We start from the raw sequence: 26,140 nt of genomic DNA on the forward strand, positions 1-26,140 counted from the left end.
CAAGTGTAGTGAGCCGCGGTCACCCGCCTCGTCGCTCAGTTGAGGGCCGGCAGCCCCTGCGGCACGACGCCGCCGCGGTAGAGGCTCTCGGCGAGCTCCTGCAGCGCGGTCAGCGCGACCCGCTGCGGCAGCGGACCGTAGGAGATGCGGGCCACGCCGAGCTTCTCGTACTCGGATGCGGCGAGCGCCCCGGGGATCCCGATCACGCTGACCTTGCGCTCCCCGATGCCCTCGACCAGCTGTCGCGTGACGTTCGCATCGAGGATGCCGGGGACGAACACCGCGGTGGCACCGGCGTCGAGGAAGGCGCGGCCGCGCTGGATGGCATCCGCGATGCTCTGCTCCACGGGCCGCGACCCGGCACGCACGAACGCATCGGTGCGGGCGTTCAGAGCGAAGGGCACGCCCTCGGCCTCCGCAGCCTTCACGATGGACTCGACGACGGCGACCGATTCGTCGAGCGGCTTGAGGCGGTCCTCGACGTTCGCGCCGACGACGCCGGCCGCGATCGCGAGGCGGGTGGTCTCCCCGGCGTCCCCGTATCCGTCGTCCAGGTCGGCGGTGACGGGAACGGACACGGCCGCGGCGATCCGTCCGACCATGTCGATCATGACGTCGCGCGGGGTGTCCCCGTCGTCGTAGCCGAACGACGCCGCGATGCCGTGACCGGCGGTCGCGATCGCCGTGGTCTCCGGCAGTGCGGCGACGGCACGCGCGGAGACGACGTCCCACACGTTCACCACGCGGAGGATCTCCGGGGCGTCGTAGAGTCCGACGAGGGTCTGGGCCTTGGCAGCAGTGGTCATGTCCCCACGCTAGCGGCCGGTGCGGGCACGCGGGCCGGATGCCCGGGTTCCCTGCGGCGGTCGACCTAGGCTGGCAGCATGCCCCAGCGCCGCTCGCATGTCGCCCCCTCCGCCGCCCAGACCGAGCTCGCCGCGGCGCTCTCGGCCCTTCGGGAGGATCTGGACGCGTCGACGGAGTTCCCCGCCGACGTACTCGCGGAGGCGGAAGCCGCCACGGCGACTCTCCCCGACCTCGACCTCACGGATGTGCCGTTCGCGACCCTCGATCCGGCCGGTGCCCGCGACCTCGACCAGGCGTTCCACCTGGAACAGGACGGCGACGGCTATCGGGTGCGTTACGCGATCGCGGACGTGCCGGGTTTCGTCACCCCCGGTGGTGCCGTGGACGCGGAGGCCCGCCGGCGCGGACAGACCCTGTACGCCGCGGACGGCTCGATCCCGCTGCACCCACCCGTGCTGAGCGAGGACCGTGCCTCCCTACTCCCCGACGTCGACCGCTCCGCCCTGGTGTGGACGTTCCACCTGGATGCGGCTGGATCCGTGATCGACTTCCGGTTGGAGCGCGCCCTCATCCGTTCCCGGGCCCAGCTCGACTACGCCTCCACCCAGGAGGCGCTCGACCGGGGCGACGGCGGTCACGCGGCCCTGCTGCCGGAGATCGGCTCCCTCCGTCTGGAGCAGGAGCGCCGCCGCGGTGGCGCCAGCCTGAACATGCCGGACGAGGAGGTCGTGCGCACCGACGACGGCTTCTACGCGATCGAGCGCCGCAGCCCGCTGCCCGTCGAGGAGTGGAACGCGCAGCTGTCGCTCATGACGGGGATGGCGGCCGCCGCGCTCATGATCGACGCGGGCGTCGGCATCCTCCGCACGATGCCGGAACCCGACGAGGCGGCCTTCACTGCCTTCCGGCACCAGACGGAGGCACTCGGGCGGCCGTGGACCGACGGCACCTACGGCGAGTACCTCCGCGGCCTCGACCGCTCCGACCCGATGACGCTCCCCGTGCTGGAGGCCGCCGCCTCGCTGTTCCGCGGCGCGGGGTACCTCGTGTTCGACGGCGAACCACCCGCCGACGCCGTGCAGGCCGCGATCGGAGCACCGTACGCGCACGCGACCGCACCCCTGCGCCGACTGGTCGACCGCTGGGTGCTCGCCATCTGCCTCGCCGTGTCGACCGGGCAGCCGGTGCCGGGATGGGTCCGCTCCTCCCTCGGAGAGCTCCCCGCGCTCATGCAGGAATCGGGTCGGCGGGCGTCGCAGTTGGACGCGGACACCGTGAACCGCGTCGAGGCCGCGCTGCTCACTCCGCTCGTAGGACAGGCCATCGAGGCCACGGTGATCGAGCTCCGGGGCGAGCGTGCCGCCGTCCAGATCGCGGACCCTGCAGTGACCACGACCGCGTCGGTGACCCCCGACACCAAGCCCGGCGATGTGGTGCAGGTGCGCGTCGTGCGCGTGGACATCGGGACGGGTGAGATCGAGCTCGCCCTCTGAGCCCGCCAGATCAGGCGAGGACGCCGAATCAGGCGCTCCCGGGCACGACCGCCTGCACTCCCGCGTTCGCCTGATCCTGCACAGCCATCAGCCCGAGGGGAGACAGTCGTCGGCGCCGCTCGTGAGCATGTCGGTGCCGGTCGGCATACTCGCTCCATGCCTTCCCTGCCGGTCGAATCCGTGACGCGCCCATCGCTCGACCTCTTCGCGCTGGCTTCCTCCTTCGTGGAAGTCCCGGTGTCCTCGTGGCGCTCCGCCCCCTGGTGGTTCTTCCGCCTGTGCCTGGCGGTCTTCCTCTCCCTCGGAGCGGCCACTGCGTTCACGGTGGCGCCGGCTGCGACCGCGAACGACATGTCCCTCCGCATCGGCATCGGGATCGGATGCTCGATGGCGACCGTCATCCTGCTGGTCACGCTTCTGACCGCGAACGGCTACAGTCGCGTGACCCGGTTCGCCCGGAAGGCCCGGCACCGGATCAGTGCCGCGGTGCTGGGGCTGTCCGTCGCGTTCTCGCTGCTGCTGGCGATCGGAGCGGGTGCGGCGGCGCTGACACCGACGATCGGCCGGGACCCCCAGCTTCTCCTGCTGCTCGCCACGACCGCCGTGCTCGCCGCCTTGTGGGGATGGATGGCCCTGATGCTGACTCCCCCGGTCCTCTCGACGGCCCCGACCGCAGACCTGCATCGGGCAGGACGGGCCTACACGGCGATGACCGCAGCGGCAGTGATCTTCGTGGCATACACGTGCTGGTTCCTGAGCCCCCAGCTCGAGGTCGCGGGTTCCTTCTCCGTGGGCCTCGTCGCGGTGGCCGCCTGTCTCGCCTGGCGCAACCGCGCCCTCGCCGCGATGGAAGCGCAGCGGCAGCGGATCCTGGCGATCCTCGACGACGGCATCGCCGCCCGCACCGGCGATACGCATCGAGGCCTGCACGCGTCCAGCCTTCTCCCGCTGCAGAGCGCGGTGAGCGTGAGCCCGTTCGCCCCGAACTCCTTCCTGAGCACTCCGATGGCGGCAGCGTGGGAAGTGCAGATGATCCTCGCGTTCCTGGTGTGGGACTCCGGCGACGGTCCCTTCCCCGCAGACCTCGAGAAGCGGCGCGATCAGCTCGAGGTCTGGCAGCAGCTCCGCTCAGAGGAGCGAGAACTCGCCATCCAGGGCTTCTTCCGCGCACTGCGCCGACGAATCGTCGCCTGAGCCGCCGGATAACCTGACGAGATGGATCAGGTCGAACGCGTCGGGCGCTTCATCGCCGCGCGGTATCCGCGCGCACGCATCGCGATCGTCGCGGGGAGCACGGCCCGCGGCCAGCGCACGCGCACGAGCGACATCGACCTCCTGCTCATCGACGATGACCTCTTCACCGATCGCGCCCAGCAGAGCGAAGCCCTCACCTGCGAGTTCGAGGGCGAGATCCTCGAGGTGTTCGCCTACACGGTGGAAGGGTTCGAGACATGGGCCCACCGCGGCATCGCACAGCATCGACCCGTCATCGTGCACATGCTCCTGGAGGGCGTGCCGGTGCGCTCCGGACCCGGGCTCGACGACCTGCGGGCCCGGTGGGGTGCGGTGCTCGCCGCCGGCCCCGTCCTGGGCAAGACGGAGTCGCGGATCCGGCGGTACGTGATCACCGATCTCCTCGACGACCTCCAGGACGCGACGGACCCTCTCGAGCAGCGCGTCGTCGCCGGCCTGCTGTTCGAGCGCATGGCCGAGCTGATGCTGCTGGCCAGCGGGCAGTGGATCGGATCCGGGAAGTGGCTCCCCCGACGTCTGCGCGCGTGGAGCCCCGAGCGCGCGGACCAGCTCAGCACTCCGCTGCTCGCTGGAGACTTCCCCGGCTTCGCGGCGCGGGTCGATGAGGAGCTGACGATGGCGGGTGGTCGAGTGCAGGCGGGGTTCGTGCGCTGACCTCACTCGTTCACAGGCAGTCACGCGACAGCAGGCGACACCGGCGGCTGGCGCCTGTCCTCGCGTGATCGCCTGACGCGAGGGCTCAGGAGGCGGGGGTCGCAGTCGTCGTCATCACGAGCAGCTGAGGGTCGGACAGGTCCAGGGTCACCGTGATGGCGGCGAATTCCGCGAGGGAACGGACGTGGGTGCCGCCACAGAGGATGACGGCCTCGCCCTCCGGGAGCTCGCAGTGCCAGCGCCGCCGGTCCACGATCGTCGGTCCGTCCACCTCGATGCGGCTGGCGGCAGCCGAGGCGACCCAGGCGGCGAGCTGCGCGTTGATGCGGTGCTCGCGGTCGGACAGCGTCGCCGCGAACGTCTCGGTGTCGAATCCCGCGCGGCGCAGGCTCTTGCCCAGGCGGTACTCGTCGACGGCGCCGTCCTCGTGGATGCGGCTGGACTGGTTCGCCCGTCCCTCGAAGTCCGGGTTTCCCAGCGCATCCTCCCCCGGGTCCTTGCGCCAAAGGTCCGAGACGGCGATATCGAGGGCGAGGGAGGCGAGATGGCACGCGGTGTGACCGCGGCTGAGGCCGGCACGGTGCGCCTCGTCGACCGAGAGGGCCACGCGCGTCCCCTCCGCGAGCCAGGCGGGCGCGGCACCATCGAGCCGCTGGCCCACCAGCCAGGTCCACCCCTCGGTCCCGCGCTTGACGGGGATCGCACTCCCCACCGCGAACGCACCATCATCCGACACGGCCGCCATGAGCGCCTCGGTCACGTGGACGGCTCCGTCCTCGCCGGAGATCTCGCCGGTATCGCCGGGCTGATCGGGCCAGGTGTGATCGACGGGGTGGAACGGCGTGGCGTCGACGACGACCACGGCTCCGTCGGCGTCGTCCGCCACGCGGGTCACGACGGCGTCTCCGCGGAGGCTGCCGTCCGGGAAGGTGACGATCGTGGGCGTGGTCATGGGGCTCCTCGGAGAGACGACGGAACGATGGTGCCGATCAGGCACGGGGTGTCAGTGGGACGGTGGGATCGTGAAGCTGGCGAGCCGGTCGCCGTCGACGACGAAGATCCCATCGGACTCGCCGTTGAAGACGCGACTGCTCCACCCGAAGCGGATGCGCGTCATGTCGCCGTCCGTGGTGGCGGAGAGCACGGTCATCCGTGCCCCGGCGCCGATCGCGTCGCTGTCCGCCCAGCCGCGCACCCCGTCGGCACCGGCTTTCACGGTGCCCCAGTCGCTCACGAAGCCGTCCGCGGTGAACGCGGCGACGAAGGCCTCGGTGTCTCCGGCATTGATCGCGTCGATCATCGTCTGGACGGGCGCGGGCAACAGGAAGTCGGACACGGGCGCTCCTCGAGTCAGGCCGTGACGACCTGGGCGGTGCCGAGCGGAGCGTCCGGGCCCATCTCGGCGGCGATGCGGTTCGCCTCCTCTATGAGGGTGGCGACGATGTCAGCCTCCGGGACGGTCTTGATGACCTCGCCCTTGACGAAGATCTGGCCCTTGCCGTTGCCGGACGCGACACCGAGGTCGGCCTCGCGTGCCTCACCCGGGCCGTTCACGACGCAGCCCATGACGGCGACGCGCAGCGGCACCGTCATCTCCTTGAGCCCCTCGGTGACGTCTTCCGCGAGCGTGTAGACGTCGACCTGAGCCCGACCGCACGAGGGGCACGAGACGATCTCGAGCTTGCGCTCCCGGAGGTTGAGGGACTGGAGGATCTGGTGACCGACCTTGACCTCCTCGGCCGGCGGCGCGGACAGCGAGACGCGGATGGTGTCGCCGATGCCCTCCCCCAGCAGGATGCCGAAGGCGGTCGCGCTCTTGATCGTGCCCTGGAAGGCCGGTCCCGCCTCGGTCACACCGAGGTGCAGCGGCCAGTCGCCCCGCTCGGCGAGCTGGCGGTAGGCCTTGACCATCACGACGGGGTCGTTGTGCTTCACCGAGATCTTGAAGTCGTGGAAGTCGTGCTCCTCGCACAGCGACGCCTCCCAGACAGCGCTCTCGACGAGGGCCTCCGGCGTGGCCTTGCCGTACTTCTCGAGCAGGCGACGGTCGAGGGAGCCCGCGTTGACGCCGATACGGAGCGAGACACCCGCGTCCTTCGCTGCCTTGGCGATCTCGCCGACCTGGTCGTCGAACTTGCGGATGTTGCCCGGGTTGACCCGCACGGCGGCGCAGCCGGCGTCGATCGCCTGGAAGACGTACTTCGGCTGGAAGTGGATGTCCGCGATGACCGGGATCTGGCTCTTCTTCGCGATGATGTGCAGCACATCCGCGTCGTCCTGCGACGGCACGGCGACGCGGACGATCTCGCAGCCGGAGGCGGTGAGTTCCGCGATCTGCTGCAGAGTCCCGTTGATGTCGGTGGTCTTCGTCGTCGTCATCGACTGCACGCTGACGGGCGCATCGCCGCCGACAAGCACCTTGCCCACCTTGATCTGACGGGACTTGCGACGCGGGGCGAGGACTTCGGGGACCTTCGGCATCCCAAGATTCACTGCTGGCACGATCCCAGCCTACGCCGCCAGGATGCGGAAGGGCTGGATGCGGCGGGTGTGGTAGTTTCGCCCCATGATCGCGCACATCACCTGGTGGCCCGCCTCCTAGGCGGTGTGTTCGCGTTCCCTCGAATCCAGACCGCCTCCGGGGCGGTCTTTTCGTTGCGCCGAGCCGGAGCCCTCGCACAGGAGACATCGATGACCCTCTCTCGCCTCGACGAGCTCAGCGCCGATCCCACCGCGTCCTTCGTGCTGATCGCCCGTGACGGCGCGGACACCGTGGAGCTGCTCACCGGCGCCGTGACCGACGTCGAGCTGCTCTCCGACATCCCTCTGACGTCCGAGGGAGAGCCCCGGGAGGTCTTCGCCCTCGTCCCCTACCGGCAGGTCCGAGAGCGCGGGTTCGTCGCGCAGGACGACGGGGCACCGCTGCGCTGCATCGTCGTGGACGAGCACCTCCATCTGCCGACCGCGGCTGTGCTCGATGCGCTTCCCACCGCGCCGATCCCGCTGCGCGACGAGGGCTTCGACATCGCCGACGAGGAGTACGCCGCCATCGTCGAGACCGTGATCGCCGACGAGATCGGCCGCGGCGAGGGGGCGAACTTCGTCATCCGTCGCGACTTCACGGCGACCGTCGAGGCGGACGAACGGCAGGCGGCCCTCACCTGGTTCCGGGCTCTGCTCGCCCATGAGCGCGGGGCCTACTGGACGTTCGCGGTGTTCACCCCCCGCCACATCGCGGTGGGGGCGAGCCCGGAGGCACACGTCGTGGCCCGCGGTGGCGTCGTCACCATGAACCCCATCTCGGGGACCTTCCGGCATCCGGCGGGCGGCGCGACGAAGGAGACGCTGACCGACTTCCTGGCCTCGACCAAGGAGACCGAGGAGCTGTTCATGGTCGTGGACGAGGAGCTCAAGATGATGAGCGCCGTCTGTGCCGACGGCGGACGCATCACGGGCCCGCATCTGAAGGAGATGTCGCGGCTGACGCACACGGAGTACATGCTGCGCGGCCGGAGCGCTCTGGACCCCCGGGACATCCTCCGCGAGACGATGTTCGCCCCCACCGTCACCGGCTCCCCCATGCAGAACGCCTGCGCCGTGATCCGGCGGCACGAGCGCAAGCCGCGGGGCTACTACTCCGGCGTCGCCGCGCTCTTCACCCCCAACGCCGACGGCGGCCACGACCTCGACGCGCCGATCCTCATCCGCACGGTGTATCTGCAGGACGGCGAGCTGAGCGTTCCCGTCGGCGCCACCCTCGTCCGCCACTCCGACCCGCACGGCGAGGTCTCCGAGACCCACGGCAAGGCAGCGGGTGTGCTCGGCGCCATCGGCGCGATCGACCGGGACCGTGTGGCGGAAGCCCGCAGCGACGCCGACGCCCCCGGTGAGCCCCGGCGTCTCGCCGACGACCCGGACGTCGCCGCGCTCCTCTCCTCGCGCAACGCCCGCCTCGCCGAGTTCTGGCTGAACCCGCAGGGTGAGGACTTCACGGGGCCGTTCTCCGGCCGCTCCGCCCTCGTGGTCGACGCCGAGGACCGCTTCACGACGATGCTCGCGCATCAGCTGCGGCACCTCGGGCTTGACGTGACCATCGCGTCCTGGGACGACGTGGACGACGAGGCGGTCGAGACGGCCGATCTCGTCGTCGCCGGCCCCGGCCCCGGCGACCCCCGAGACGACGCGAGCCCGCGCATCGCCCGGATGCGCGAGGTCGTGGCGGCCCGCCTGCAGGCGCATGCCCCGCTGCTCGCGGTCTGCCTGAGCCACCAGATCCTGGCGGACCGGATGGGGATCGCGCTGACGCCCCTCGACGCTCCGCATCAGGGGCTGCAGAAGGCCGTGCCGATCTTCGGCGAGGACGCGTCGATCGGGTTCTACAACACGTTCACAGCGCGGGTGGACCCGGGGACGCTGACCGTCGGCGCGGCCGAGGTGTCGGCGGATCCGGCGACCGGCGACGTCTACGCCCTCCGGGGCGACGGGTTCGCATCGGTGCAGGGCCACCTCGAGTCGATCCTGTCCCGCGACGGCATCCGCACGCTGGAGCGTCTGGTCGCGCACGCCCTGCGCTGAGTGCGTCCCGGTCGCTCAGCCCAGCAGCTTGACCGGGTTGAAGAGGTCGGCCACCAACAGCAGAGCTCCCATCGCGATCAGCAGCGTCGCGACGACGACGGTTAGCGGGACGAGTTTCGTGGCGTCGACCGGAGCCGGCGGCGGCCGCCGGAAGAGCTTCGCCCACGCCCGCTTGATCCCTTCCCAGAGCGCGACGACGATGTGTCCGCCGTCGAGGGGCAGCAGCGGGATGAGGTTGAACACGAAGAGCGCGACGTTGAGCGACCCGAGGAGGCCGAGCAGCACGGCGAAGCGGTTGAGCACCGGCGCGTCCGTCGCGGCCACCTCGCCCGCCAGACGCCCGACACCGACGACGCTCAGCGGCCCGTTCGGATCGCGTTCCCCACCCGTCACCAACGACACACCCACGTCCCACAGCCGCACGGGCAGCGTGACGATCAGCGAGCCGACCCGGGCGACCGTGTCCGCCGCCATCTGCGGTCCGGCGGTGAGCGGCTGCTGCACGTAGCCCATCTGCGCGATCATGCCCGCGTAGCCGACCTCCTTCACGACGGGTTCGCCGTCGTCGTCGAGCACCGGCTGCCCGCTCGGATCCGTGATGGTGCGCTCCGCGGCGATCGGCGTGAGGGTGAGCGTCTGCTCCGTGCCGTCCCGGCGCACGACGAGGTCGAGGGGCTGCCCCGGCGAGGCCTGCACGATCGCAGTCGCCTCGGCGAAGGTCTCCACCGGTGTCCCGTCGATCGACACGAGGACGTCCCCGGGCTGCACGTCGGCCGCCGCCGCCGGAGACTCCGGATCGTCGGCACCGCATTCGGTCGCCGACGATGAGGCCGGGACCACGCATTCGTTCACCGCCGCGACCGTCGTGGTGCCCTGCTGCACGCCGATTCCGCTGACGAGGACGGTGAAGATGACCACGGCCAGCACGAGGTTCATGAGCGGTCCGCCGAGCATGACGATCACGCGCTTCCAGACCGGCAGCTTGTAGAAGACCCGATCCTCGGCGCCCTCGGCGATCGTCTCGTCGTTGGCCGAGCGCGCATCCTGGATGAGCGTGCGGAACGCGCCGGACGCGGGTCCGCTGTCCTTCGACGACGGGTACATCCCCGACATCGAGATGAAGCCGCCGAGAGGCAGGAGCTTGAAGCCGTACTCCGTCTCGCCGATCCGCTTCGACCACAGGCGCGGCCCGAAGCCGATCATGTACTGGCCGACACGCACGCCGAAGAGCTTCGCAGGGACGAGGTGACCGACCTCGTGCAGACCGATCGAGAGCCCGAGGCCGATCAGCATGAACACGATGCCGCCCAGATAGAGCAGGAATTCCACGTGCCCACGCTACTGCCCACCGCCTAGGAATCCGCCCGGCTCGCACAGCATGGCTAGGCTGGCGGGATGACGTCCCGGCAGCTGCGCTTCCTCCGCGCCGCCGCCGTGTCCGCGATCGCCACGCTCCTCGCAGCCGTGTCGCACACGCTCGCCGGCGGCGCCGCTCCGCACCCCCTGCTCATCGCCGCCGTCGCGGTGCTCTTCGTCCCGCTCTCCGCCGCGGTGGCCGGCGGTCGGCCGTCACGCGCACGGGTCGCCGTGGCCGTGCTCCTGGCGCAGGCCGCGTTCCACCTGCTCTTCCAGCTTCTGGGTGCGCCCACAGCGGGGGGCGCGTCCGTCATCGGCACGCACGCGCATCACCTCGACCTGGGCGCGCTCGCACCGCTGTCCCCGGCTCCCGGCCCGGACACGCTGATGCTGTCGGCGCACCTCGCCTGCGCGGTGCTGACCACGCTGCTGCTGTGGCACGGCGAGAGCGTGTTGCGCGCGATCGCCCGCTGGTTCCAGGCCGCGCTCCGGCGCGCGGCGACTCCCACCTCCGCGCCTCCCGCACCGCCGCGTCCGCTGCGCTCCGCTCTCCGCTCTCCGCTCGATGCCGCGATGACCGTGGTGGTGTCGCGGCGCGGTCCGCCGGTGCCCGTCGGCGGCTGAGCCGCCCCGCCGACCCTGCCGTCCTCGAGAGACGGCCCCTTCGGGCCGCGCTGTTCCCGCGCGCCCCCACACGAGCATCTGGAGACCCCATGTCGAACCCCACCATCCGCCCCCGCCGTCCGCGCCGCGCCCTCCTCGGAGCCACCGGCATCATCGGCGGACTCGCCCTCGCCCTCGCCGTCCCGGCGATGGCCGGCGCCCACGTCACCGTCAGCCCGGACGAGCTCGCCGCCGGTGACCACGGCGTGCTGACCTTCTCCTTCTCGCACGGGTGCGGCACCTCGCCCACCACAGCCCTGCGCGTCACCATGCCGGAGGGCCTCGCCTCCGTCGCCCCGACGCTCGACGGCGACTGGAGCATCCAGGTGGAACGCGGCGACGACGGTCTCGTGAGCGCGGTCACCTACACCGCCCTCACGCCCGTGCCGACCGACCTCCGCGGCGCCGTGAGCATGTCGGTGGGACTGGATGAGGACACGCCAGAGACGCTCGCCTTCCCGGTGGTCCAGCAGTGCGTCGACGGGGCGACGGAGTGGACGCAGCTCGCCGAGAAGGGCGAGGACCCGCACGACCTCGACTCCCCCGCTCCCGTCGTGACGGTGACGGACAACGCCGAGGGCGGTCACGGCACGAGCACCGTACCGCAGCCCGCGACGGCCGATGCCGGCGACGACGCCCTGGGTATCGCGCTGGGCGCCGGCGGCCTCCTGGCCGGTGTCGCGGCTCTCGTGGTCGCCGTGCTCGCGTTCCGCCGCCGCGCCTGAGCCCCGGGTCCGCCGCGCCCGGCTCCGGCGCGCGGCGGACCGACCCGCCCGGGCCGACACCGCCGTCATGAGAACATGGAGACGACATGTCGATGGAACAACAGCCGACCCTGCCCCCCGTGCTCCGCCCCGCGAACCCGCCCCGGCGCGAGCTGTCCGAACTCGCCTCCCGATTCGCCCGCTCCGTGCGCGGCGACGTGGAGGGCGTCGCTCTCAGTGGCATCACCCTCGCCACGGCGGACCTGCGTCCCGGCGAGGCGTTCGTCGCGATCCGCGGCGTGAACCGCCACGGCGCGGACTTCGCCAAGACCGCTGCCGAGAAGGGGGCGGTCGCCGTGATCACGGACCAGGCGGGCGCCGACATCGCCGCGGACGCCGGCCTCCCGATCCTCATCGTCGACGACCCCCGCGGCGTGCTCGGCGCGCTGAGCGCCTGGGTGTACGGCACGGGAGCGGAGGACCCGCTTCCCCTCCTCTTCGCGACCACCGGGACGAACGGCAAGACGAGCGTCTCGCACCTCCTCGAGGGCATCCTCGAACAGATGGGCGTCGTCACCGGGCTCTCCTCCACGGCCGAACGACACATCGCGGGCGAGGTCATCGTCTCGCGGCTCACCACCCCTGAGGCGTCGGAGATGCACGCCCTGCTCGCGCTGATGCGGGAGCGCGAGGTCGAGGCCGTCGCGGTCGAGGTCAGCGCCCAGGCCCTCTCCCGGCACCGTGTCGACGGCATCCGGTTCGACGTCGCGGGATTCACGAACCTCAGCCACGACCACCTCGACGACTACGCCGACATGGAGGAGTACTTCGAGGCGAAGCTGCCGCTCTTCCGGCCCGATCGCGCCGTCCGCGGCGTCGTGTGCCTCGACTCCTCCTCCGGGGCCCTGGTCGTGGAGCGCTCCGAGATCCCCGTTATCACCGTCGGGACGCCCTCCATCGCCGCCGACGCCGATCAGGCATCGCGAGCGGACTGGGTGGTCGTCATCGACGACGAGCGGACGACCGGAACGACGTTCACGATGACGGGACCGGCTGGCACGCTCACCACGACCGTCCCGGTGATCGGCCCCCACATGGCCGCGAACGCGGCGCTCGCGATCGTCATGCTGCTCGAGGGCGGCTATGCCTGGGAGCGGATCGTCGAGGCCCTGCAGCGCGACGGCGGCATCCACGCCTACCTGCCAGGGCGCACGCAGCTCGTCTCAGGCGCGCGGGGGCCGGCCGTCTTCGTCGACTTCGGCCACTCGCCTGACGCCTTCGAGAAGACCCTGGCCGCCGTGCGGCGGGTGACTCCCGGCAAGGTGCTCATGCTCTTCGGGGCCGACGGGGACCGGGACGCCAGCAAGCGCTTCGACATGGCCCGCACCGCGGTGGAGGGCAGCGACATCCTCGTCGTGACGGATCACCACCCGCGATTCGAAGACCCGGCGTCGATCCGCGCAACGCTCGTCGAGGGCGCGCGTCGCGCCCGTCCCGACGCCGAGATCCACGAGTACTCCCCGCCGGAGGCCGCGATCGTGGCCGCCGTCGGACTCGTCGGCGACGGCGACGCGATCCTCTGGGCCGGCCCCGGGCACCAGGACTACCGCGACATCCGAGGGGTGCGGACGCCGTACTCGGCCCGCGAGCTCTCCCGGCGTGCGTTGAAGGCCGCCGGCTGGCCGGTGCCGGAGCCGCGCTGGCCCGTGCCGTACCCGGACGAGGACTGAGCCCGCGCCGCGTCAGACGGCGGCGATGAGCTGGTCGGCCTTCCGCCGCGCCCAGTCCTCGGCCGCCGCGAGCGATTCCACGGTCAACGCGTCCGGAGCGTCGTGCGCGTCGACGACCCGCTGCACGGTGTCGACGATGCCGAGGAACGGCAGGCGCCCTTCGTGGAACGCGTCCACGGCCTGCTCGTTGGCGGCGTTGTAGACGGCGGGGAAAGTGCCTCCGGCGCGCCCGACGGCCTTTGCGAGCGCCACCGCGGGGAAGGCGTCGTCGTCGAGCGGCTCGAAGGTCCAGGACGTCGCCGTGGTCCAGTCCAGCGGACGGCCCACACCGCCCACGCGGTGCGGCCAGTCCAGGCCCAGCGAGATCGGCAGACGCATGTCCGGCGGCGAGGCCTGCGCGATGGTCGAGCCGTCGACGAACTCCACCATGGAGTGGACGATCGACTGCGGGTGCACGACGACGTCGATGTCGTCGTAGGGCACGTCGAACAGCAGGTGCGCCTCGATGACCTCAAGCCCCTTGTTGACCAGGGTCGCCGAATTCGTGGTGACCGTGCGACCCATGTTCCACGTCGGATGCGCCAGCGCCTGTTCCGGGGTCACTCCGGTGAGCTCGTCGCGCGACCTGCCGCGGAACGGGCCACCCGAGGCCGTGACCACCAGACGGCGGATCTCATCGTGTGTGCCGGAGCGCAGGGCCTGGGCGAGCGCGGAGTGCTCGGAGTCCACGGGGACGATCTGCCCGGGTGCCGCGGCGGCGAGCACGAGATCACCGCCGACGATCAGCGACTCCTTGTTCGCCAGCGCGAGGGTCCGCCCCTCCTCCAGCGCAGCGAGCGTCGAGCCGAGACCGATCGAGCCGGTGATGGCGTTCAGCACCACATCGGCTTCGACGTCGCGGACCAGCTGCTCCGCCTCGACCGCGCCGAGAGCCGTGTGCTCCACCTGGAACTGCGCCGCCTGCTCGGCCACCATCGTGGCGTTCGACCCCGCGGCGAGACCGACGAGCTCGAAGCGTCGCGGATCGGCGCGGATCACATCCAGCGCCTGCGTGCCGATGGAACCGGTGGAGCCGAGGATGATGACGCGACGCATGACGCCAGCCTAGGACACGCCGCCGGCTCTCCCGGGCCGCGGCTACTGCTGCGGCTGGACCGGAGTCGTGGCGAGGATGTCGACGACGAACACGAGGCTCTCGTCCTGCAGCTCGTGCCCCTCGCTCGCGCCGTAGCCATCGGACGGCGGCATGACGACGAGAACCTGCGAACCGACCTTCTGACCCTCGAGCGCCTTCTGGAACCCGGCGACGACTCCGGTCGTCTGGAACTGGGCGGGGGCCGCATCGCGGCTCCAGCTGGAGTCGAACTCTTCGCCGTCGGACCACTTCACCCCGAGGTACTGGACCACGACGAGGTCGCCGGACGCCACCGTTGCGCCGTCGCCCTGCTTGAGGACGGAGACCTTCGTCTCGGTCGGCGCATCGCCGTCCGGGATCGTGACGGACGGCTTGCCATCGTCGTCGAGCTCGACCTCGGGCATGCCGGCGGTCGGCTCGACCTCCTTGCCGGAGGCGACCTCGGGGAGCCGGTCGACGGCCTCCGCGTAGACGACGATGTTGCTCTGCCCCTCACCGAGCGCGCTGCCGGGGATGGCGAGGACGACGCGGGATCCGACCGGCTCGCACTCGAGCGCGGCGACGAACAGCGACGACTGGTTCGGGTCGAGGAGCACGGGGAGCGTGCCGTCCTCGCCGCGCGCCGACGAGTCGACCACGTCGCCGCTGGCGGCATCGACGATCTGATACTGGACGGAGACGAGGTCGTTCGCCGCGAGGTCGTCTCCCTCGCCCTCAGACACGACGGTCCGCTCGACGTTCGCGAACTCCGCATCGGCGGGAACCGTGATCTTGGCGTCGAGACCTTCGCCGTCCACCTCGATGGCGTCCGAGGTGTCGCCGGCCTTCGCGTTCACGAGGCACTGGCTCGACCCGGAGGCGTCCGGAGAGGAGGTGCTCTGCGGATCGCCGTTCCCGGAGCATCCCGCCAGCAGCAGGGTCGCCGCAGCGACGGTGGACAGGACGAGCAGCGGACGGGTGCGCACAGGAAGACCTCACGATCGCGGGCGGGAGCTTCCATCCTGCCTCATCGCCCTTTGCTCGCGCTGGGAAGCGGCGGCGCGAGTCTTCATTCCCACGTCGGCATGGATCCGGGAGTAGCCTGCTCTGATGAGCTCTGAGCAGTCCGTGGACCCCGAAACCCCCTCAGAGGACTCCCCGAAGCCCCGGCACGCCGGCTTCACCTACACGCTCGGCCGCAGCCTCATCGCCCCGCTCGCCCGGCTCGTCTACCGGCCGCGTATCGAAGGACGTGAGCACGTCCCCACCACCGGCCCGGTGATCTTCGCCAGCAACCACCTGTCGTTCATCGACTCCATCGCCATCCCGGTGGCGGCTCCGCGTCCCGTGCACTTCCTCGCCAAGTCGAGCTACTTCGAGGGCACCGGCATGAAGGGCTGGGCGTCCAAGACGTTCTTCGAGGCGATCGGTGCGATCCCGGTCCGCCGCGGCGCCGGCCAGGCGGCGCTGGACGCCCTAGACCTGCAGCGTCAGCTCCTCGACGAGGGCCTCGCCGTCGCGCTCTACCCTGAGGGCACCCGCTCCACCGACGGCCGGTTGTACAAGGGCCGCACGGGCGTGGCCTTCCTCGCTCTGCAGACGGGAGCACCCGTCGTCCCCGTGGGACTTATCGGTACCGACAAGGTGATGCCGGTCGGCGCCAAGATGCCCACGCTGTCCGAGCGGATCACCGTGCGCTTCGGCGAGCCCCTGGATCTGTCGCCGCACGGACCGGCCACGAGCGGCCGCGCGCGCCGGCTCGCGACCGACGAGATCATGGCCGCGATCCACGCGCTCTCCGGACAGGAGCTCGCGGGCACCTACAACGAGGCGCCGGCTCAGAACACGATCGAGAAGATCAAGCAGGCGCTCCCGCACGAACGCCGCTGAGGAGTCCGTTCAGCCGGCGGCCGTCACCGTCGCTTCGTGCCGGACGGGGAAGTTGACCGAGTTGGCGATGAAGCACCACTCGTTCGCCTGAGCGTGCGCGCGCTCGGCCGCCTCGATCATCGAGGCCTCGGCGACGACGACCTCCGGGCGCAGCAGCACCTCGACGAAGGAACCGCCGCCGGCGCCGTTCTCGCGCATCAGGCCGCTCGCGGTGTCCCGGTAGGACACGACCACCACTCCGGCCGTCACGCAGGCGTGCAGGTACGACAGGAGATGGCACTCGGAGAGCGAGGCCAGCAGCAGATCCTCCGGATTCCACCGCGCCGGATCGCCGCGGAACGGCTTGTCGGAGGAGGCGAGCAGCTCGGGCTTGCCCGCGACTTCGATCGTGACATCGCGGCGGTAGTCCCGGTAGCCGCTCGTGCCGGATCCGGTGTTGCCGGTCCAGGTGGAGGTGAGGGCGTAGCGGTGCTCGCCGAGGGACCGCGGAGTCGTCTGCTCTGGCATGCGCTCAGTCTGCCAGGTGCGGCCGACACGGCGCCGACTCGGCACCCGACCAGGCTGGGCCGGACCCGCCGGTAGAGTTGTCGGGTGCTGGAGACTCTCACCGTTCAGGATTCCGTCGAGCTCGCCGTCGTGGAGCGGAGCGGCTTCATCGAGTCGCGTCACGCCGGGGCGGCCGTGGTGCTCTCGCCCGAGGGTGAGGTGGTCGCGCGGCACGGGAATGCGGATGCGCTGATCCTCCCCCGTTCCAGCCTGAAGCCCCTGCAGGCGGTCGCCTGCCTCACCGCCGGTGCGGTACTCGAGGGCGAGCAGCTGGCGCTGTCGACGGCGAGCCATTCCGGCACCGATCGGCACGCCGAGGTCGTGCGCGAGATGCTCACCGCGGGCGGCCTCAACGAGGACGACCTCGCGTGTCCTCCCGCCTGGCCGAGCGACTCCGCGACCCGCGATGAGATGGTGCGCGAGCACGGCCAGGAGGCGCGCATCCGCATGAACTGCTCGGGCAAGCACGCCGCGATGCTCCGCGCCTGCGTCGCGACGGGCTGGCCGACCGACGGCTACCTCGACCCCTCGCATCCGCTCCAGGCGCACATCCGCGATGTGATCGCCCGGCTGACCGGCGAGAAGATGGCCCACACCGCGATCGACGGCTGCGGTGCCCCCGTGTACGCGCTCAGCCTCACCGGACTGGCCCGCGCGATCCACCGCATCGGAACCGCCTCCGAGCGCTCCCCCTTTGCGCTGCACCGCGTGGCGGGCTCGTTGGTGAAGGCGGTGCGCGAGAACCCCTGGACCATCGACGGCCCCGGGCGCCCTGACACGATCGCGATCGAACGGCTCGGGGTCTTCGCCAAGGGCGGCGCGGAGGGTGTCATGGTGATGGTCGCCCCGAACGGGACCACGGTGGCGCTGAAGATGCTCGACGGCGGCGCACGCGCGTCCACGATCGTGGCCGCCACGCTGCTGGCACGCGCGGGCGGGCTCAGCGACGCCGACGTGACCGGACTGGCCGACTCCCTGCCGCTCACGGTGCTCGGAGGCGGCGCGAACGTCGGCGCGATCCGTCCGGGTGCGGGCATCTGACCCGACCTCGTCGTCCCCGTGCCGCTGACCGTCATCGCCGGTCCAGCGCCGGGAGGACCACCCGCCGGGGAGGGCGGTCTCCGATCACGGACCAGGCCCGCCCGGCGTCCGGTCGCGCGTACGGCGGCTGAGCGCGGATGCCGACGAGCTGGCGGAGCTCGCCGGGCCGCTCCGCCCGGATGAGCACCTCCCCCTGCGATCGCACCCGCTGCCACAGTGCCCACTGACGCTGCCAGTTCTCGGCATCGCCCACCAGCACGAGCGGTCGCCCCGTTCCGCTCACCTCCGGACCCACCGCCTGTACGTCGCAGTCGGGATGCGCGGCCGCCAACGCCGCGACGACGCCGACGACGCCCGGGGTGACCAACGCCGTGATCTCCGCCTGCGGCACCCACACCGGCGTGCTCCCCCGCAGCTCTCCGGAGCGCGACTCCACCCCGGGACCCTCGACCCAGGCGAACTGCATCTCCCGCTCTCCGCACACGGCCCTCCCCGGCGGACGATCGCGTCGGAAGTGAGCGACCTCGCCGCCCGCGGCGATGTGCTCGACGCGTGTCGGCATCCGCAGCAGGGCCCGACGCGGGAGTGCCTCCAGCACGCGTGCCAGCGGACCCGTCGCCCGACCGGCCGCGAGCACCCAGGTGACGGTGGCCGATGATCGCACCAGCTGCTCCCACCGCTGGACGAACTCGTGGCCGACGTCGAGAGGCAGGCGCGCGTGGAGCAGATCGAGATCATCCGCGAGCACGACGTCGGGTGGCGCCGTGCCGCCCGCGACCCACGCGGCGAGCAGGTCGACGGCCGCTTCGGGATCATCCGGGAACCACGCGCTGTGGCGATGCTGCGCCGCGATCACACGCAAGGCTGTCGTCCGCCCCGTTCCCGGGGCGCCGAGGACCACGAGCCCGCGGTCGCGGCCAGGATGCAGAACCTCCAGCGGCTGCGCCTGATTCTCGGGCTCGTCAGCGCGTCCGAGCACCAGGCAGGGCCCGGCTTCCGAAGGCGCGGACCCTGCCCGAGCGGTCAGCAGCGCGTCGAGCGGCAGGCGCGTCGGGAGAGCGGGTCGCCACGGAGGTGGAGACGTCGGCGCTCCCGCCCATCGCTGCGCGATCCGTCGGATGACGTCGTCATCGGTGAGGGCGATGCGCACCGGCAGCGGCTCGTCGTCCTGCGGGCGACGGAGGAGCGCACGGCCTCGGCCCTCCGCTCCGCCGGGAAGCTCGGCTGCGCCGGAGGTGCCGAGCATCGCCCTGCTGTCAGAAGTCTCGGCGACGCGCAGGCTCAGCCGCAGCGGGCAGTTCGTCGCGAGCGCATCGCGAATGACCCCGGCGGCGCGCTGCGTGCCGAGGACCAGGTGCATGCCCAGGGCGCGCCCCCGCGCCGCGACGTCGGTGAACACCGCCGCCAGCTCTGTGTGCTCCTGCAGCAGGGCGGCGAACTCGTCGACGACGATCAGGAGTCGGGGAAGGTCGGTGTCACGCACGTCGCGCGCCTGCGCCGCCGCGAGGGCACCCTCACGGCGGCGCATCTCTGCGGCCAGGCTGGCGACGCCGCGCCGCGCCTCCGTCTCGTCGAGGTCCGTGAGGACGCCGACGACCTGCGGCAGCTCACGCAGGCGATCGAAGGCCGTCCCTCCTTTGAAGTCCGCGAGGAGGACACTCACCCGCTCCGGCCCGTACCCCGCGCAGACGGCGGCGACCCATGTGATGAGGAGTTCGCTCTTGCCTGTCCCCGTCATCCCCGTCACGATCGCGTGCGGGCCGTCCTCGACGATGTCGGCCATCACCGGGGCATCGTGTGCTCCGCGACCGAGCGCCACGAGGAGGCCTGGGCCCACCGGTGGCTGCGGAAGGTCCCGGAGCGCCACCGCCGCCCCGGTCGCCTCCGTCGCGGACCCTTTCCCGCCGCACAGCTCGGCGGCCGCCGTCGCCTGCGCCGACGACAGGTACTCGACGTCCACCCCGTCCTCGCCGTCCGGGGTGCGCAGAGTCGCCGCACCGGGTTCCACGATGTCGACCACCGTCGTGATGCCGTCAGGAACGTCCGCACCGGTCGGCAGGGTCCAGATCACCGCATCGGCGCTCGCGGCCGATGCGGCCTCCTCTGCGAGGGCAAGCCGGAAACCACCGCGTCGCGCCTGCTGCATGTGCGGGAAGCCCGCCAGCGCCCCGTCCCGCGCCGGGTCGCCGACGAGGGAGAGCACACTCGGGGAGAAGCGGAGACAGAGCTGGACGACGAGCGCACGTGCGGCGGCCCTGGCGAGCGGCTGCGGGCCCCGCAGGCATACTCCTCGACCGAGGAGGACGACCCGCGGCGCGTCTTCCAGGACACCGCACCGGCGGCGGAACGCAGCGGCGCGCTCGTCGTCACCGCCCTCGCAGCGCACGGTGCTGACCCGGAATCCGCGTCCCACGACGAGCGGAGTGTCGTGGTCGGGCGGCCGGGCATCCTGCAACGGGCGGCTGCGCAGACACGAGGCGGCATCCGGGTGCCGACGTTCCTCGTCTGCGCGCTCCTCCGCGTGGCGGCGGTGCAGCTGCGCTTCGACCTCTGCCCATGCGGCGTCCATCCGGAGCGCCTCGGCTCGCCGTTCGCGACGACGTCCGCGGGCTGCGTCGAGGAGCGACGCGCCCAGCATCAGCGGCCCGAGAGCCGCGAACCAGAGCGCATGCACCGCACCGGTCGTGAACCAGAGAGCCAGACCGACTCCCACGGGGACGACGGCGGCGATGACGGGAAGCGGGCGCCGCCGGGCCGGCGCCATGGCGGACGGGAGGACCAGGGGCGAGGAGTGCATGCCTCCAGTGGAGCCCACCACCGGGGCGGATAGGGCCTCTCCACAGGGGACGGAGCGCTACTCCCCCGAGTCCGCGGGTGGGGAGGAAGGATCCTCGGGATCGTCGACCTGCAGCACGATCACGGTGACGTTGTCGCGCCCTCCGTTGTCGAGGGCCGCCGCGAGCATCGCGTCGACGCTCTCCGCGGGGTCGGCATGAGCGCGGAGGAAGTGCTGGATGCCGTAGTCCGTGAGCTCCTTCGTGAGACCGTCGGAGCAGATGACGAAACGGTCGCCCGGCCGCACGTCGATGGTGACGTAGTCCGGCGCCGTGAGCTCGCTCGCACCGACCGCGCGGGTGATCACGTTGCTGTACGGGTGGCCCTCCGCCTCTTCGGGACTGAGCTTGCCGGCGGTGATGAGCTCCTGCACGACGGAGTGATCGGTCGTGACCTGCAGCAGCCGGTCGTCGCGCAGCAGGTACACGCGCGAGTCACCGATGTTCAGCGCCACCCAGTGCGGCTCGTCTCCCTGTTCGTCCAGGTAGACGCCGGTGAGCGTGGTGCCGGTCCCCTCGTCGGTGGTGTCCGGGTGCTCGGCGATGTCGTCCACCGCGAGCGCGAGAGCCTTCTCGATCGCGGAGGGGGTGACGTCGTCGGCATCGACCATCGCCCGCAGGCGCGCGACCGTGCTCTGGCTGGCGATCTCGCCGCCGGCATGACCTCCCATGCCGTCCGCGACGATGAAGAGCGGGTACTCGGCGAGGAGGGCGTCCTGATTCGTCTCCCGGCGGCGCCCCTGGTCGGTGACGCCGGCCCAGGACAGCCGCAACGGACGATGCGCAACCGTGAGGGTGTGCGTCTTGGTCTCAGCCACGAACTGCCTCCGATGGACCTGCGGCGGATGGGGCGGGCGCAGGATACTCACACATCGTAGTGGAACTCGCTCCTCGGGACCGCACCGGAATGGCGGTGGACGGGGCGCGGGGCGACGGGAGGAGGGACGACTTCCCTCCGCTGCGACGAGTCCATGTCTCCACGTTAGCGGCATGTGGGGACACGGAGGAGCCACGCACGCGAAGAACCCCCGATCCGAGGACCGGGGGTTCTCCTCACGTCGTCACGCAGGCGGCTGCGTGGGATCGTTCGGCGTGGTCGGCGGAGCCGGAGGGGCCGCAGGAGGAGCCGCCGGCGGGGCCGGAGGCGTGGTGGGCGGAGCCGCGGGAGGCGCAGGAGGCGTGGTGGGCGGCACCGGAGGGATCGGCGCACCCGTCGCCGGGGCGGCGGGGCCGGCGGGCGGCGCGTAGCCGGGTGCCGCAGGCGGCGTGTACGCCTGCGTCGGCGGCGCGTAGCCCTGCGGCGGGGTGCCGTAGCCCTGCGGTGCCCCGTATCCCTGCGGCGCACCGTAGCCCTGCTGCGGGGCGGCCGCTGCCGGCTGGACGGGAATGCCGTCCCACACCGTGCGGTCGCCGAGGAAGCCGTTACCCGCCCAGGAGGCCGGCTGGATGTTCGGGTTCCAGCGCGACTTGTCGAACGCGTTGATACCGAGCCAGACGATGGAGAGGAAGACGTAGAGGACGACCCAGACGGCGTCCTTCTGGAGCTTGAGGCCCACGCGCCACGCGGCGATGACCGAGAGCACCGAGAGCGCGAGCGAGAACAGGAAGCCGATGCCGATCCAGCTCAGCAGGGCCGTGCCGGCGATGCCGTACAGGACGAGCCACGGGCTCAGGTCACCGAGCTTGAAGAAGATCATCATGTTGTAGACGGGCACCCAGGCACGCCAGTTGCCCTGCACGCCGGCCTTCTGGAAGATCTTCATGTAGAAGAGCGACACCAGGACGTACCCGGCGACCGCGATCAGCAGAATGACGAAGAAGTAGGCGAAGAGCAGGCCGAGATAGCCCGCTCCGTAGTCGTCGTAACCCATGAGGCTCACATTCTCTGGTCAGGGGAGACGGCTCTCGTCCCCCGCCACGAGACTCCCCGCCTCGCATTGGACATGGTAGCGGTGCGCCCAGGGGGCGGCAACGACCGCCGGGGGCGATTCGCCGGCCTCGGGACCGTCAGTCGGCGACGACCAGCTCGATCTCCCCCGGTGCGGCGCCGTCCCGCAGAATGACGTCGTGCGCCTGTGCCCACCGGTGCAGCCCACGGAGCGAGCCGAGACGCGGCCGGTCCTCGGCAAGTGCCCGGACGAGCAGCCCCTTGGACTTCTTGTTGAAGTGGTTCAGCGCCCTCCCCTGCGCCGTGACGACCCGCACGTACACGGACGGCACCCCGGCCGGCACGGGTCCGAGTGCCGCGTACGCCTCGCTGCGCAGATCGAGCACGAAAGCCGGGGCATCGGCCGCGATCGCCGCCGCCGTCGGATCGGCCCAGTGGCGACGCAGCGGCGGCATCCCCGGAAGCGTGGTGCCGGCTGCCAGGCGATAGGTCGGGATCGCGTCCAGGGCCGCGACCGGGCCGAACGGAGCGCTGTGAATCCACACGTGGGCGTCCAGCCAGCGACGGGAGGCGGTCGAGAGCGACGCCGCGTCGAGGGCGTCGAAGAGCACACCGGTGTAGCGGTCCACCGCGGGCATCGTGGGCGCGCTCCTCACGACACGGTTGTGCGCGATGTCCCCCCGCTGCCGATCGCTCAGCTTCAGCACGCGCCGGCTCGCGTCCTCATCGGCGGCGAGAGCCACGAGAGCGTCGATCACGGCGGTCCGCTGCGGTGTGAGGTCCGGGAGTGCCAGCGCGGGCACATCCAGCGGACCGCCGTCACCGCCCTCGCGCTTGGTCTCGGACGGCGGAAGCAGGATCTTCATGGGACCTCAGGGGAAAGAGACGCGTCCGCCTCGACACCCGGGCGGGTGTCGAGGCGGACGCGATGTACAGGACTGTCAGGAGATGAGTGCCGCGTTGCCGGCCACGATCGTCAGGACGTCGCCCTCCATGGAGAGGAAGCCGTCCTGCGCGTTCGCCAGCACCTTGGCGCCATCCGTCTGGGTGATCCGGACCTGACCCTCGGCGAGGATGGCCAGCACCGGCTCGTGACCGGACATGAAGCCGATCTCGCCCTCGACGGTCTTGGCGACGACGAGGCTCGCCTCTCCCGTCCAGACCTCCGCGTCGGCGGAGACGAGGCTGACATGCAGCGCCATGGTCAGGCGTTCTCCTTCTGGATCTGCGCCCAGCGCTCCTCCACGTCGGCGATGCCACCGACGTTGAAGAAGGCCTGCTCGGCGACGTGGTCGAAGTCACCCCGGGTGATCGCATCGAACGACTCGATGGTCTCCTTCAGCGGCACGGTCGAGCCCTCGACGCCCGTGAACTTCTTCGCCATGTAGGTGTTCTGCGAGAGGAACTGCTGGATGCGACGTGCACGCGACACGACGATCTTGTCTTCCTCGGAGAGCTCGTCGACACCGAGGATGGCGATGATCTCCTGCAGCTCCTTGTTCTTCTGGAGGATCTGCTTCACCGTCGTGGCCACGCGGTAGTGGTCCTCGCCCAAGTAGCGGGGGTCCATGATGCGCGACGTCGAGGTCAGCGGGTCGATGGCCGGGTACAGACCCTTCGACGCGATCTCACGGGAGAGCTCGGTCGTCGCGTCGAGGTGCGCGAAGGTCGTGGCCGGGGCCGGGTCGGTGTAGTCGTCGGCCGGCACGTAGATCGCCTGCAGCGAGGTGATCGAGTGACCGCGCGTCGAGGTGATGCGCTCCTGCAGGAGGCCCATCTCGTCGGCGAGGTTCGGCTGGTAACCCACGGCGGAGGGCATGCGGCCCAGCAGCGTGGAGACCTCGGAACCGGCCTGCGTGAAGCGGAAGATGTTGTCGATGAAGAGCAGCACGTCCTGCTTCTGCACGTCACGGAAGTACTCCGCCATCGTCAGAGCCGACAGGGCGACGCGCAGACGCGTCCCCGGCGGCTCGTCCATCTGGCCGAAGACGAGGGCGGTCTTGTCGAAGACGCCCGCCTCCTCCATCTCGTGGATGAGGTCGTTGCCCTCACGGGTGCGCTCACCGACACCGGCGAACACCGACACACCACCGTGGTCCTGCGCGACGCGCTGGATCATCTCCTGGATGAGGACGGTCTTGCCGACACCGGCGCCACCGAAGAGACCGATCTTGCCACCCAGCACGTACGGGGTGAGGAGGTCGATCGACTTGATGCCCGTCTCGAACATCTGCGTCTTCGACTCGAGCTGGTCGAAGTTCGGGGCCTTGCGGTGGATGGGCCAGCGCTCGGTGACCTCGATGGTCTCGCCGGGCTCGAGGTTCAGCACCTCGCCGATCACGTTGAAGACCTTGCCCTTGGTCACGTCGCCGACGGGGACCGAGATGGCCTCACCGGTGTCGCGCACCTCCTGGCCGCGGACGATGCCGTCGGTCGGCTTCAGGGCGATGGCGCGGACCAGGTCGTCGCCGAGGTGCTGCGCGACCTCGAGCGTGATCTCGGTGGACTCCTCGCCCATCACGATGGTGGTCTTCAGGGCGTTGTAGATGTCGGGGATCGAGTCGTGCGGGAACTCGATGTCGACAACCGGACCGTTGACGCGGGCGACGCGCCCGACGACCGCGGTCGCCGGCTGCTCAGCCGTGGCGGTGGTGGTCATTTCTTCGTCTCTTTCCTGAGGGTCTGTCAGCTCGATGCGAGAGCGTCGGCGCCACCGACGATCTCGGCGATCTGCTGGGTGATCTCGGCCTGACGCGCGTTGTTGCGCAGGCGGGTGTAGTCGGTGATGAGCTTGTCGGCGTTGTCGCTGGCCGACTTCATCGCCTTCTGCGTCGCGGCCTGCTTGGCGGCGGACGACTGCAGAAGGGCGTTGAAGACGCGGCTCTGGATGTACACCGGCAGGATCGCGTCGAGCACCGTCTCGGCGTCGGGCTCGAACTCGTACAGCGGGTAGACGGTGCTGCCCGCCTCCGAGTCGTCGGCCTCCGCGATCTCCAGCGGCAGCAGGCGCACGGACTCCGGCGACTGCGTCATCATGCTGACGAAGCGGTTGTACACGAGGTGGATCTCGTCGACGCCGCCGTCCTCGCCGCCACGGTTGAAGGCCTCGAGAAGCGTCTGCGAGATCTCCTCCGCCGTGTGGAACGAGGGGGTGTCGGTGTCGCCGGTCCACTCTGCAGCGGCCTCGATGCGACGGAACTGGAAGTACCCGACGGCCTTGCGGCCCACGAGGTAGAACACCGGCTCCTTGCCCTGCTCGCGCAGGAGCTCCGCCACCTCGAGACCCTCACGGAGGATCTGCGAGTTGAAGGCTCCGGCGAGACCGCGGTCCGACGAGAAGATCACGACCGCGGAGCGGCGGATCGTCTCGGGCTCGCGGGTGAGCGGGTGGTCGACGTTCGAGTGCGTCGCGACGGCGGACACGGCCCTCGTCACGGCCCGCGCGAAGGGGGTGGACGCCTTGACGCGTGCCATCGCCTTCTGGATGCGCGAAGCCGCGATGAGTTCCATCGCCTTCGTGATCTTCTTGGTCGTCTGAGCAGAAGAGATCTTCTGCTTGTAGACCCTGAGTTGAGCGCCCATGAATCAGTA

General features: G+C 70.9%; 24 protein-coding genes. 9 read left to right on the forward strand and 15 right to left on the reverse strand.

Features of this window, described 5'->3' with window-relative positions; genetic code table 11:
* Positions 1 to 35: 35 nt before the first annotated feature.
* Positions 36 to 806 carry an isocitrate lyase/phosphoenolpyruvate mutase family protein gene (locus ACIGJI_RS03365; RefSeq protein WP_268776460.1) on the reverse strand — a complete coding sequence of 257 codons (771 nt, stop codon included), beginning with the start codon at positions 804 to 806 and terminating at the stop codon, positions 36 to 38.
* A gap of 78 nt (positions 807 to 884) precedes the next feature.
* On the opposite strand from ACIGJI_RS03365, the gene ACIGJI_RS03370 reads away from it, so the two are divergent.
* The 3 genes from ACIGJI_RS03370 (at position 885) to ACIGJI_RS03380 (ending at position 4,208) form a co-directional block, all read left to right on the forward strand.
* Positions 885 to 2,300 carry an RNB domain-containing ribonuclease gene (locus tag ACIGJI_RS03370; RefSeq protein ID WP_363444396.1) on the forward strand — a complete coding sequence of 472 codons (1,416 nt, stop codon included), beginning with the start codon at positions 885 to 887 and terminating at the stop codon, positions 2,298 to 2,300.
* Positions 2,301 to 2,456: 156 nt separating this feature from the next.
* Positions 2,457 to 3,494: a hypothetical protein gene (locus tag ACIGJI_RS03375; RefSeq protein ID WP_363444399.1), complete on the forward strand. Its 1,038-nt coding sequence runs from the start codon at positions 2,457 to 2,459 to the stop codon at positions 3,492 to 3,494.
* A 21-nt stretch (positions 3,495 to 3,515) separates the two neighbouring features.
* Complete coding sequence (locus tag ACIGJI_RS03380) at positions 3,516 to 4,208, forward strand: nucleotidyltransferase domain-containing protein (RefSeq protein ID WP_363444402.1); 693 nt, start codon at positions 3,516 to 3,518, stop codon at positions 4,206 to 4,208.
* A gap of 85 nt (positions 4,209 to 4,293) precedes the next feature.
* On the opposite strand, the gene ACIGJI_RS03385 is transcribed toward ACIGJI_RS03380, so the two are convergent.
* From ACIGJI_RS03385 to ispG, 3 genes are read right to left on the reverse strand one after another with little or no spacing between them, the layout of a single operon-like run.
* Positions 4,294 to 5,160: a hypothetical protein gene (locus tag ACIGJI_RS03385; protein WP_363444405.1), complete on the reverse strand. Its 867-nt coding sequence runs from the start codon at positions 5,158 to 5,160 to the stop codon at positions 4,294 to 4,296.
* A gap of 51 nt (positions 5,161 to 5,211) precedes the next feature.
* Positions 5,212 to 5,544, reverse strand: coding sequence for a nuclear transport factor 2 family protein (locus ACIGJI_RS03390; protein ID WP_268776464.1), 333 nt, complete (start codon positions 5,542 to 5,544; stop codon positions 5,212 to 5,214).
* Positions 5,545 to 5,558: 14 nt separating this feature from the next.
* The gene (gene ispG / locus ACIGJI_RS03395) at positions 5,559 to 6,689 is read right to left on the reverse strand and encodes a flavodoxin-dependent (E)-4-hydroxy-3-methylbut-2-enyl-diphosphate synthase (protein ID WP_363444408.1); all 1,131 of its coding nucleotides are present in this window, start codon (positions 6,687 to 6,689) and stop codon (positions 5,559 to 5,561) included.
* 210 nt (positions 6,690 to 6,899) lie between these two features.
* Here ispG and ACIGJI_RS03400 point away from each other — a divergent pair, with 210 nt between their 5' ends.
* The gene (locus tag ACIGJI_RS03400; RefSeq protein WP_363444411.1) at positions 6,900 to 8,783 is read left to right on the forward strand and encodes a chorismate-binding protein; all 1,884 of its coding nucleotides are present in this window, start codon (positions 6,900 to 6,902) and stop codon (positions 8,781 to 8,783) included.
* A gap of 15 nt (positions 8,784 to 8,798) precedes the next feature.
* On the opposite strand, the gene ACIGJI_RS03405 is transcribed toward ACIGJI_RS03400, so the two are convergent.
* Complete coding sequence (locus ACIGJI_RS03405; protein WP_363444414.1) at positions 8,799 to 10,112, reverse strand: M50 family metallopeptidase; 1,314 nt, start codon at positions 10,110 to 10,112, stop codon at positions 8,799 to 8,801.
* A gap of 66 nt (positions 10,113 to 10,178) precedes the next feature.
* On the opposite strand from ACIGJI_RS03405, the gene ACIGJI_RS03410 reads away from it, so the two are divergent.
* The 3 genes from ACIGJI_RS03410 (at position 10,179) to ACIGJI_RS03420 (ending at position 13,236) form a co-directional block, all read left to right on the forward strand.
* On the forward strand, positions 10,179 to 10,763 hold the full coding sequence (locus tag ACIGJI_RS03410) for a hypothetical protein (protein WP_187663833.1): 585 nt from the start codon (positions 10,179 to 10,181) through the stop codon (positions 10,761 to 10,763).
* 89 nt (positions 10,764 to 10,852) lie between these two features.
* Positions 10,853 to 11,527: a YcnI family protein gene (locus ACIGJI_RS03415; protein WP_280569756.1), complete on the forward strand. Its 675-nt coding sequence runs from the start codon at positions 10,853 to 10,855 to the stop codon at positions 11,525 to 11,527.
* 92 nt (positions 11,528 to 11,619) lie between these two features.
* Positions 11,620 to 13,236 carry a Mur ligase family protein gene (locus ACIGJI_RS03420; RefSeq protein ID WP_259953787.1) on the forward strand — a complete coding sequence of 539 codons (1,617 nt, stop codon included), beginning with the start codon at positions 11,620 to 11,622 and terminating at the stop codon, positions 13,234 to 13,236.
* Positions 13,237 to 13,248: 12 nt separating this feature from the next.
* Here the strand turns inward: ACIGJI_RS03420 and dxr are convergent, their stop codons facing one another.
* Both dxr and ACIGJI_RS03430 read right to left on the reverse strand, forming a co-directional pair.
* The gene (gene dxr, locus ACIGJI_RS03425; protein WP_363444417.1) at positions 13,249 to 14,331 is read right to left on the reverse strand and encodes a 1-deoxy-D-xylulose-5-phosphate reductoisomerase; all 1,083 of its coding nucleotides are present in this window, start codon (positions 14,329 to 14,331) and stop codon (positions 13,249 to 13,251) included.
* Positions 14,332 to 14,373: 42 nt separating this feature from the next.
* The gene (locus tag ACIGJI_RS03430; RefSeq protein WP_187663830.1) at positions 14,374 to 15,336 is read right to left on the reverse strand and encodes an FKBP-type peptidyl-prolyl cis-trans isomerase; all 963 of its coding nucleotides are present in this window, start codon (positions 15,334 to 15,336) and stop codon (positions 14,374 to 14,376) included.
* A 124-nt stretch (positions 15,337 to 15,460) separates the two neighbouring features.
* Here ACIGJI_RS03430 and ACIGJI_RS03435 point away from each other — a divergent pair, with 124 nt between their 5' ends.
* A complete protein-coding gene (locus ACIGJI_RS03435; protein WP_259953685.1) occupies positions 15,461 to 16,240 on the forward strand; it encodes a 1-acyl-sn-glycerol-3-phosphate acyltransferase in 780 nt (259 codons plus the stop codon).
* A 9-nt stretch (positions 16,241 to 16,249) separates the two neighbouring features.
* Here the strand turns inward: ACIGJI_RS03435 and ACIGJI_RS03440 are convergent, their stop codons facing one another.
* The gene (locus tag ACIGJI_RS03440) at positions 16,250 to 16,747 is read right to left on the reverse strand and encodes an OsmC family protein (RefSeq protein ID WP_259953684.1); all 498 of its coding nucleotides are present in this window, start codon (positions 16,745 to 16,747) and stop codon (positions 16,250 to 16,252) included.
* Between the two features lie 84 nt (positions 16,748 to 16,831).
* Here ACIGJI_RS03440 and ACIGJI_RS03445 point away from each other — a divergent pair, with 84 nt between their 5' ends.
* A complete protein-coding gene (locus ACIGJI_RS03445; protein WP_259953683.1) occupies positions 16,832 to 17,827 on the forward strand; it encodes an asparaginase in 996 nt (331 codons plus the stop codon).
* A 31-nt stretch (positions 17,828 to 17,858) separates the two neighbouring features.
* Here ACIGJI_RS03445 and ACIGJI_RS03450 read toward each other — a convergent pair whose 3' ends face one another.
* The 7 genes from ACIGJI_RS03450 to ACIGJI_RS03480 all read right to left on the reverse strand — a co-directional run bounded on the left by ACIGJI_RS03450 (position 17,859) and on the right by ACIGJI_RS03480 (position 26,131).
* Entirely contained in the window at positions 17,859 to 20,624 is a 2,766-nt protein-coding gene (locus tag ACIGJI_RS03450) for an FtsK/SpoIIIE domain-containing protein (protein WP_363444420.1), read from the reverse strand.
* Between the two features lie 57 nt (positions 20,625 to 20,681).
* Positions 20,682 to 21,479 carry a PP2C family serine/threonine-protein phosphatase gene (locus ACIGJI_RS03455; protein WP_187663825.1) on the reverse strand — a complete coding sequence of 266 codons (798 nt, stop codon included), beginning with the start codon at positions 21,477 to 21,479 and terminating at the stop codon, positions 20,682 to 20,684.
* 243 nt (positions 21,480 to 21,722) lie between these two features.
* Positions 21,723 to 22,532, reverse strand: a complete 810-nt coding sequence (locus ACIGJI_RS03460) for a large exoprotein (protein WP_363444423.1) — start codon at positions 22,530 to 22,532, stop codon at positions 21,723 to 21,725.
* 136 nt (positions 22,533 to 22,668) lie between these two features.
* The gene (locus tag ACIGJI_RS03465; RefSeq protein WP_363444426.1) at positions 22,669 to 23,415 is read right to left on the reverse strand and encodes a peroxide stress protein YaaA; all 747 of its coding nucleotides are present in this window, start codon (positions 23,413 to 23,415) and stop codon (positions 22,669 to 22,671) included.
* Between the two features lie 75 nt (positions 23,416 to 23,490).
* Complete coding sequence (locus tag ACIGJI_RS03470) at positions 23,491 to 23,751, reverse strand: F0F1 ATP synthase subunit epsilon (RefSeq protein WP_025103153.1); 261 nt, start codon at positions 23,749 to 23,751, stop codon at positions 23,491 to 23,493.
* 2 nt (positions 23,752 to 23,753) lie between these two features.
* Positions 23,754 to 25,208, reverse strand: a complete 1,455-nt coding sequence (gene atpD / locus ACIGJI_RS03475; protein ID WP_363444429.1) for a F0F1 ATP synthase subunit beta — start codon at positions 25,206 to 25,208, stop codon at positions 23,754 to 23,756.
* 26 nt (positions 25,209 to 25,234) lie between these two features.
* The gene (locus tag ACIGJI_RS03480; protein WP_025103151.1) at positions 25,235 to 26,131 is read right to left on the reverse strand and encodes a F0F1 ATP synthase subunit gamma; all 897 of its coding nucleotides are present in this window, start codon (positions 26,129 to 26,131) and stop codon (positions 25,235 to 25,237) included.
* Between the last annotated feature and the right edge of the window lie 9 nt (positions 26,132 to 26,140).

The sequence above is a fragment of the Microbacterium sp. NPDC064978 genome, assembly GCF_044543605.1.
Classification (GTDB): domain Bacteria; phylum Actinomycetota; class Actinomycetes; order Actinomycetales; family Microbacteriaceae; genus Microbacterium; species Microbacterium meiriae.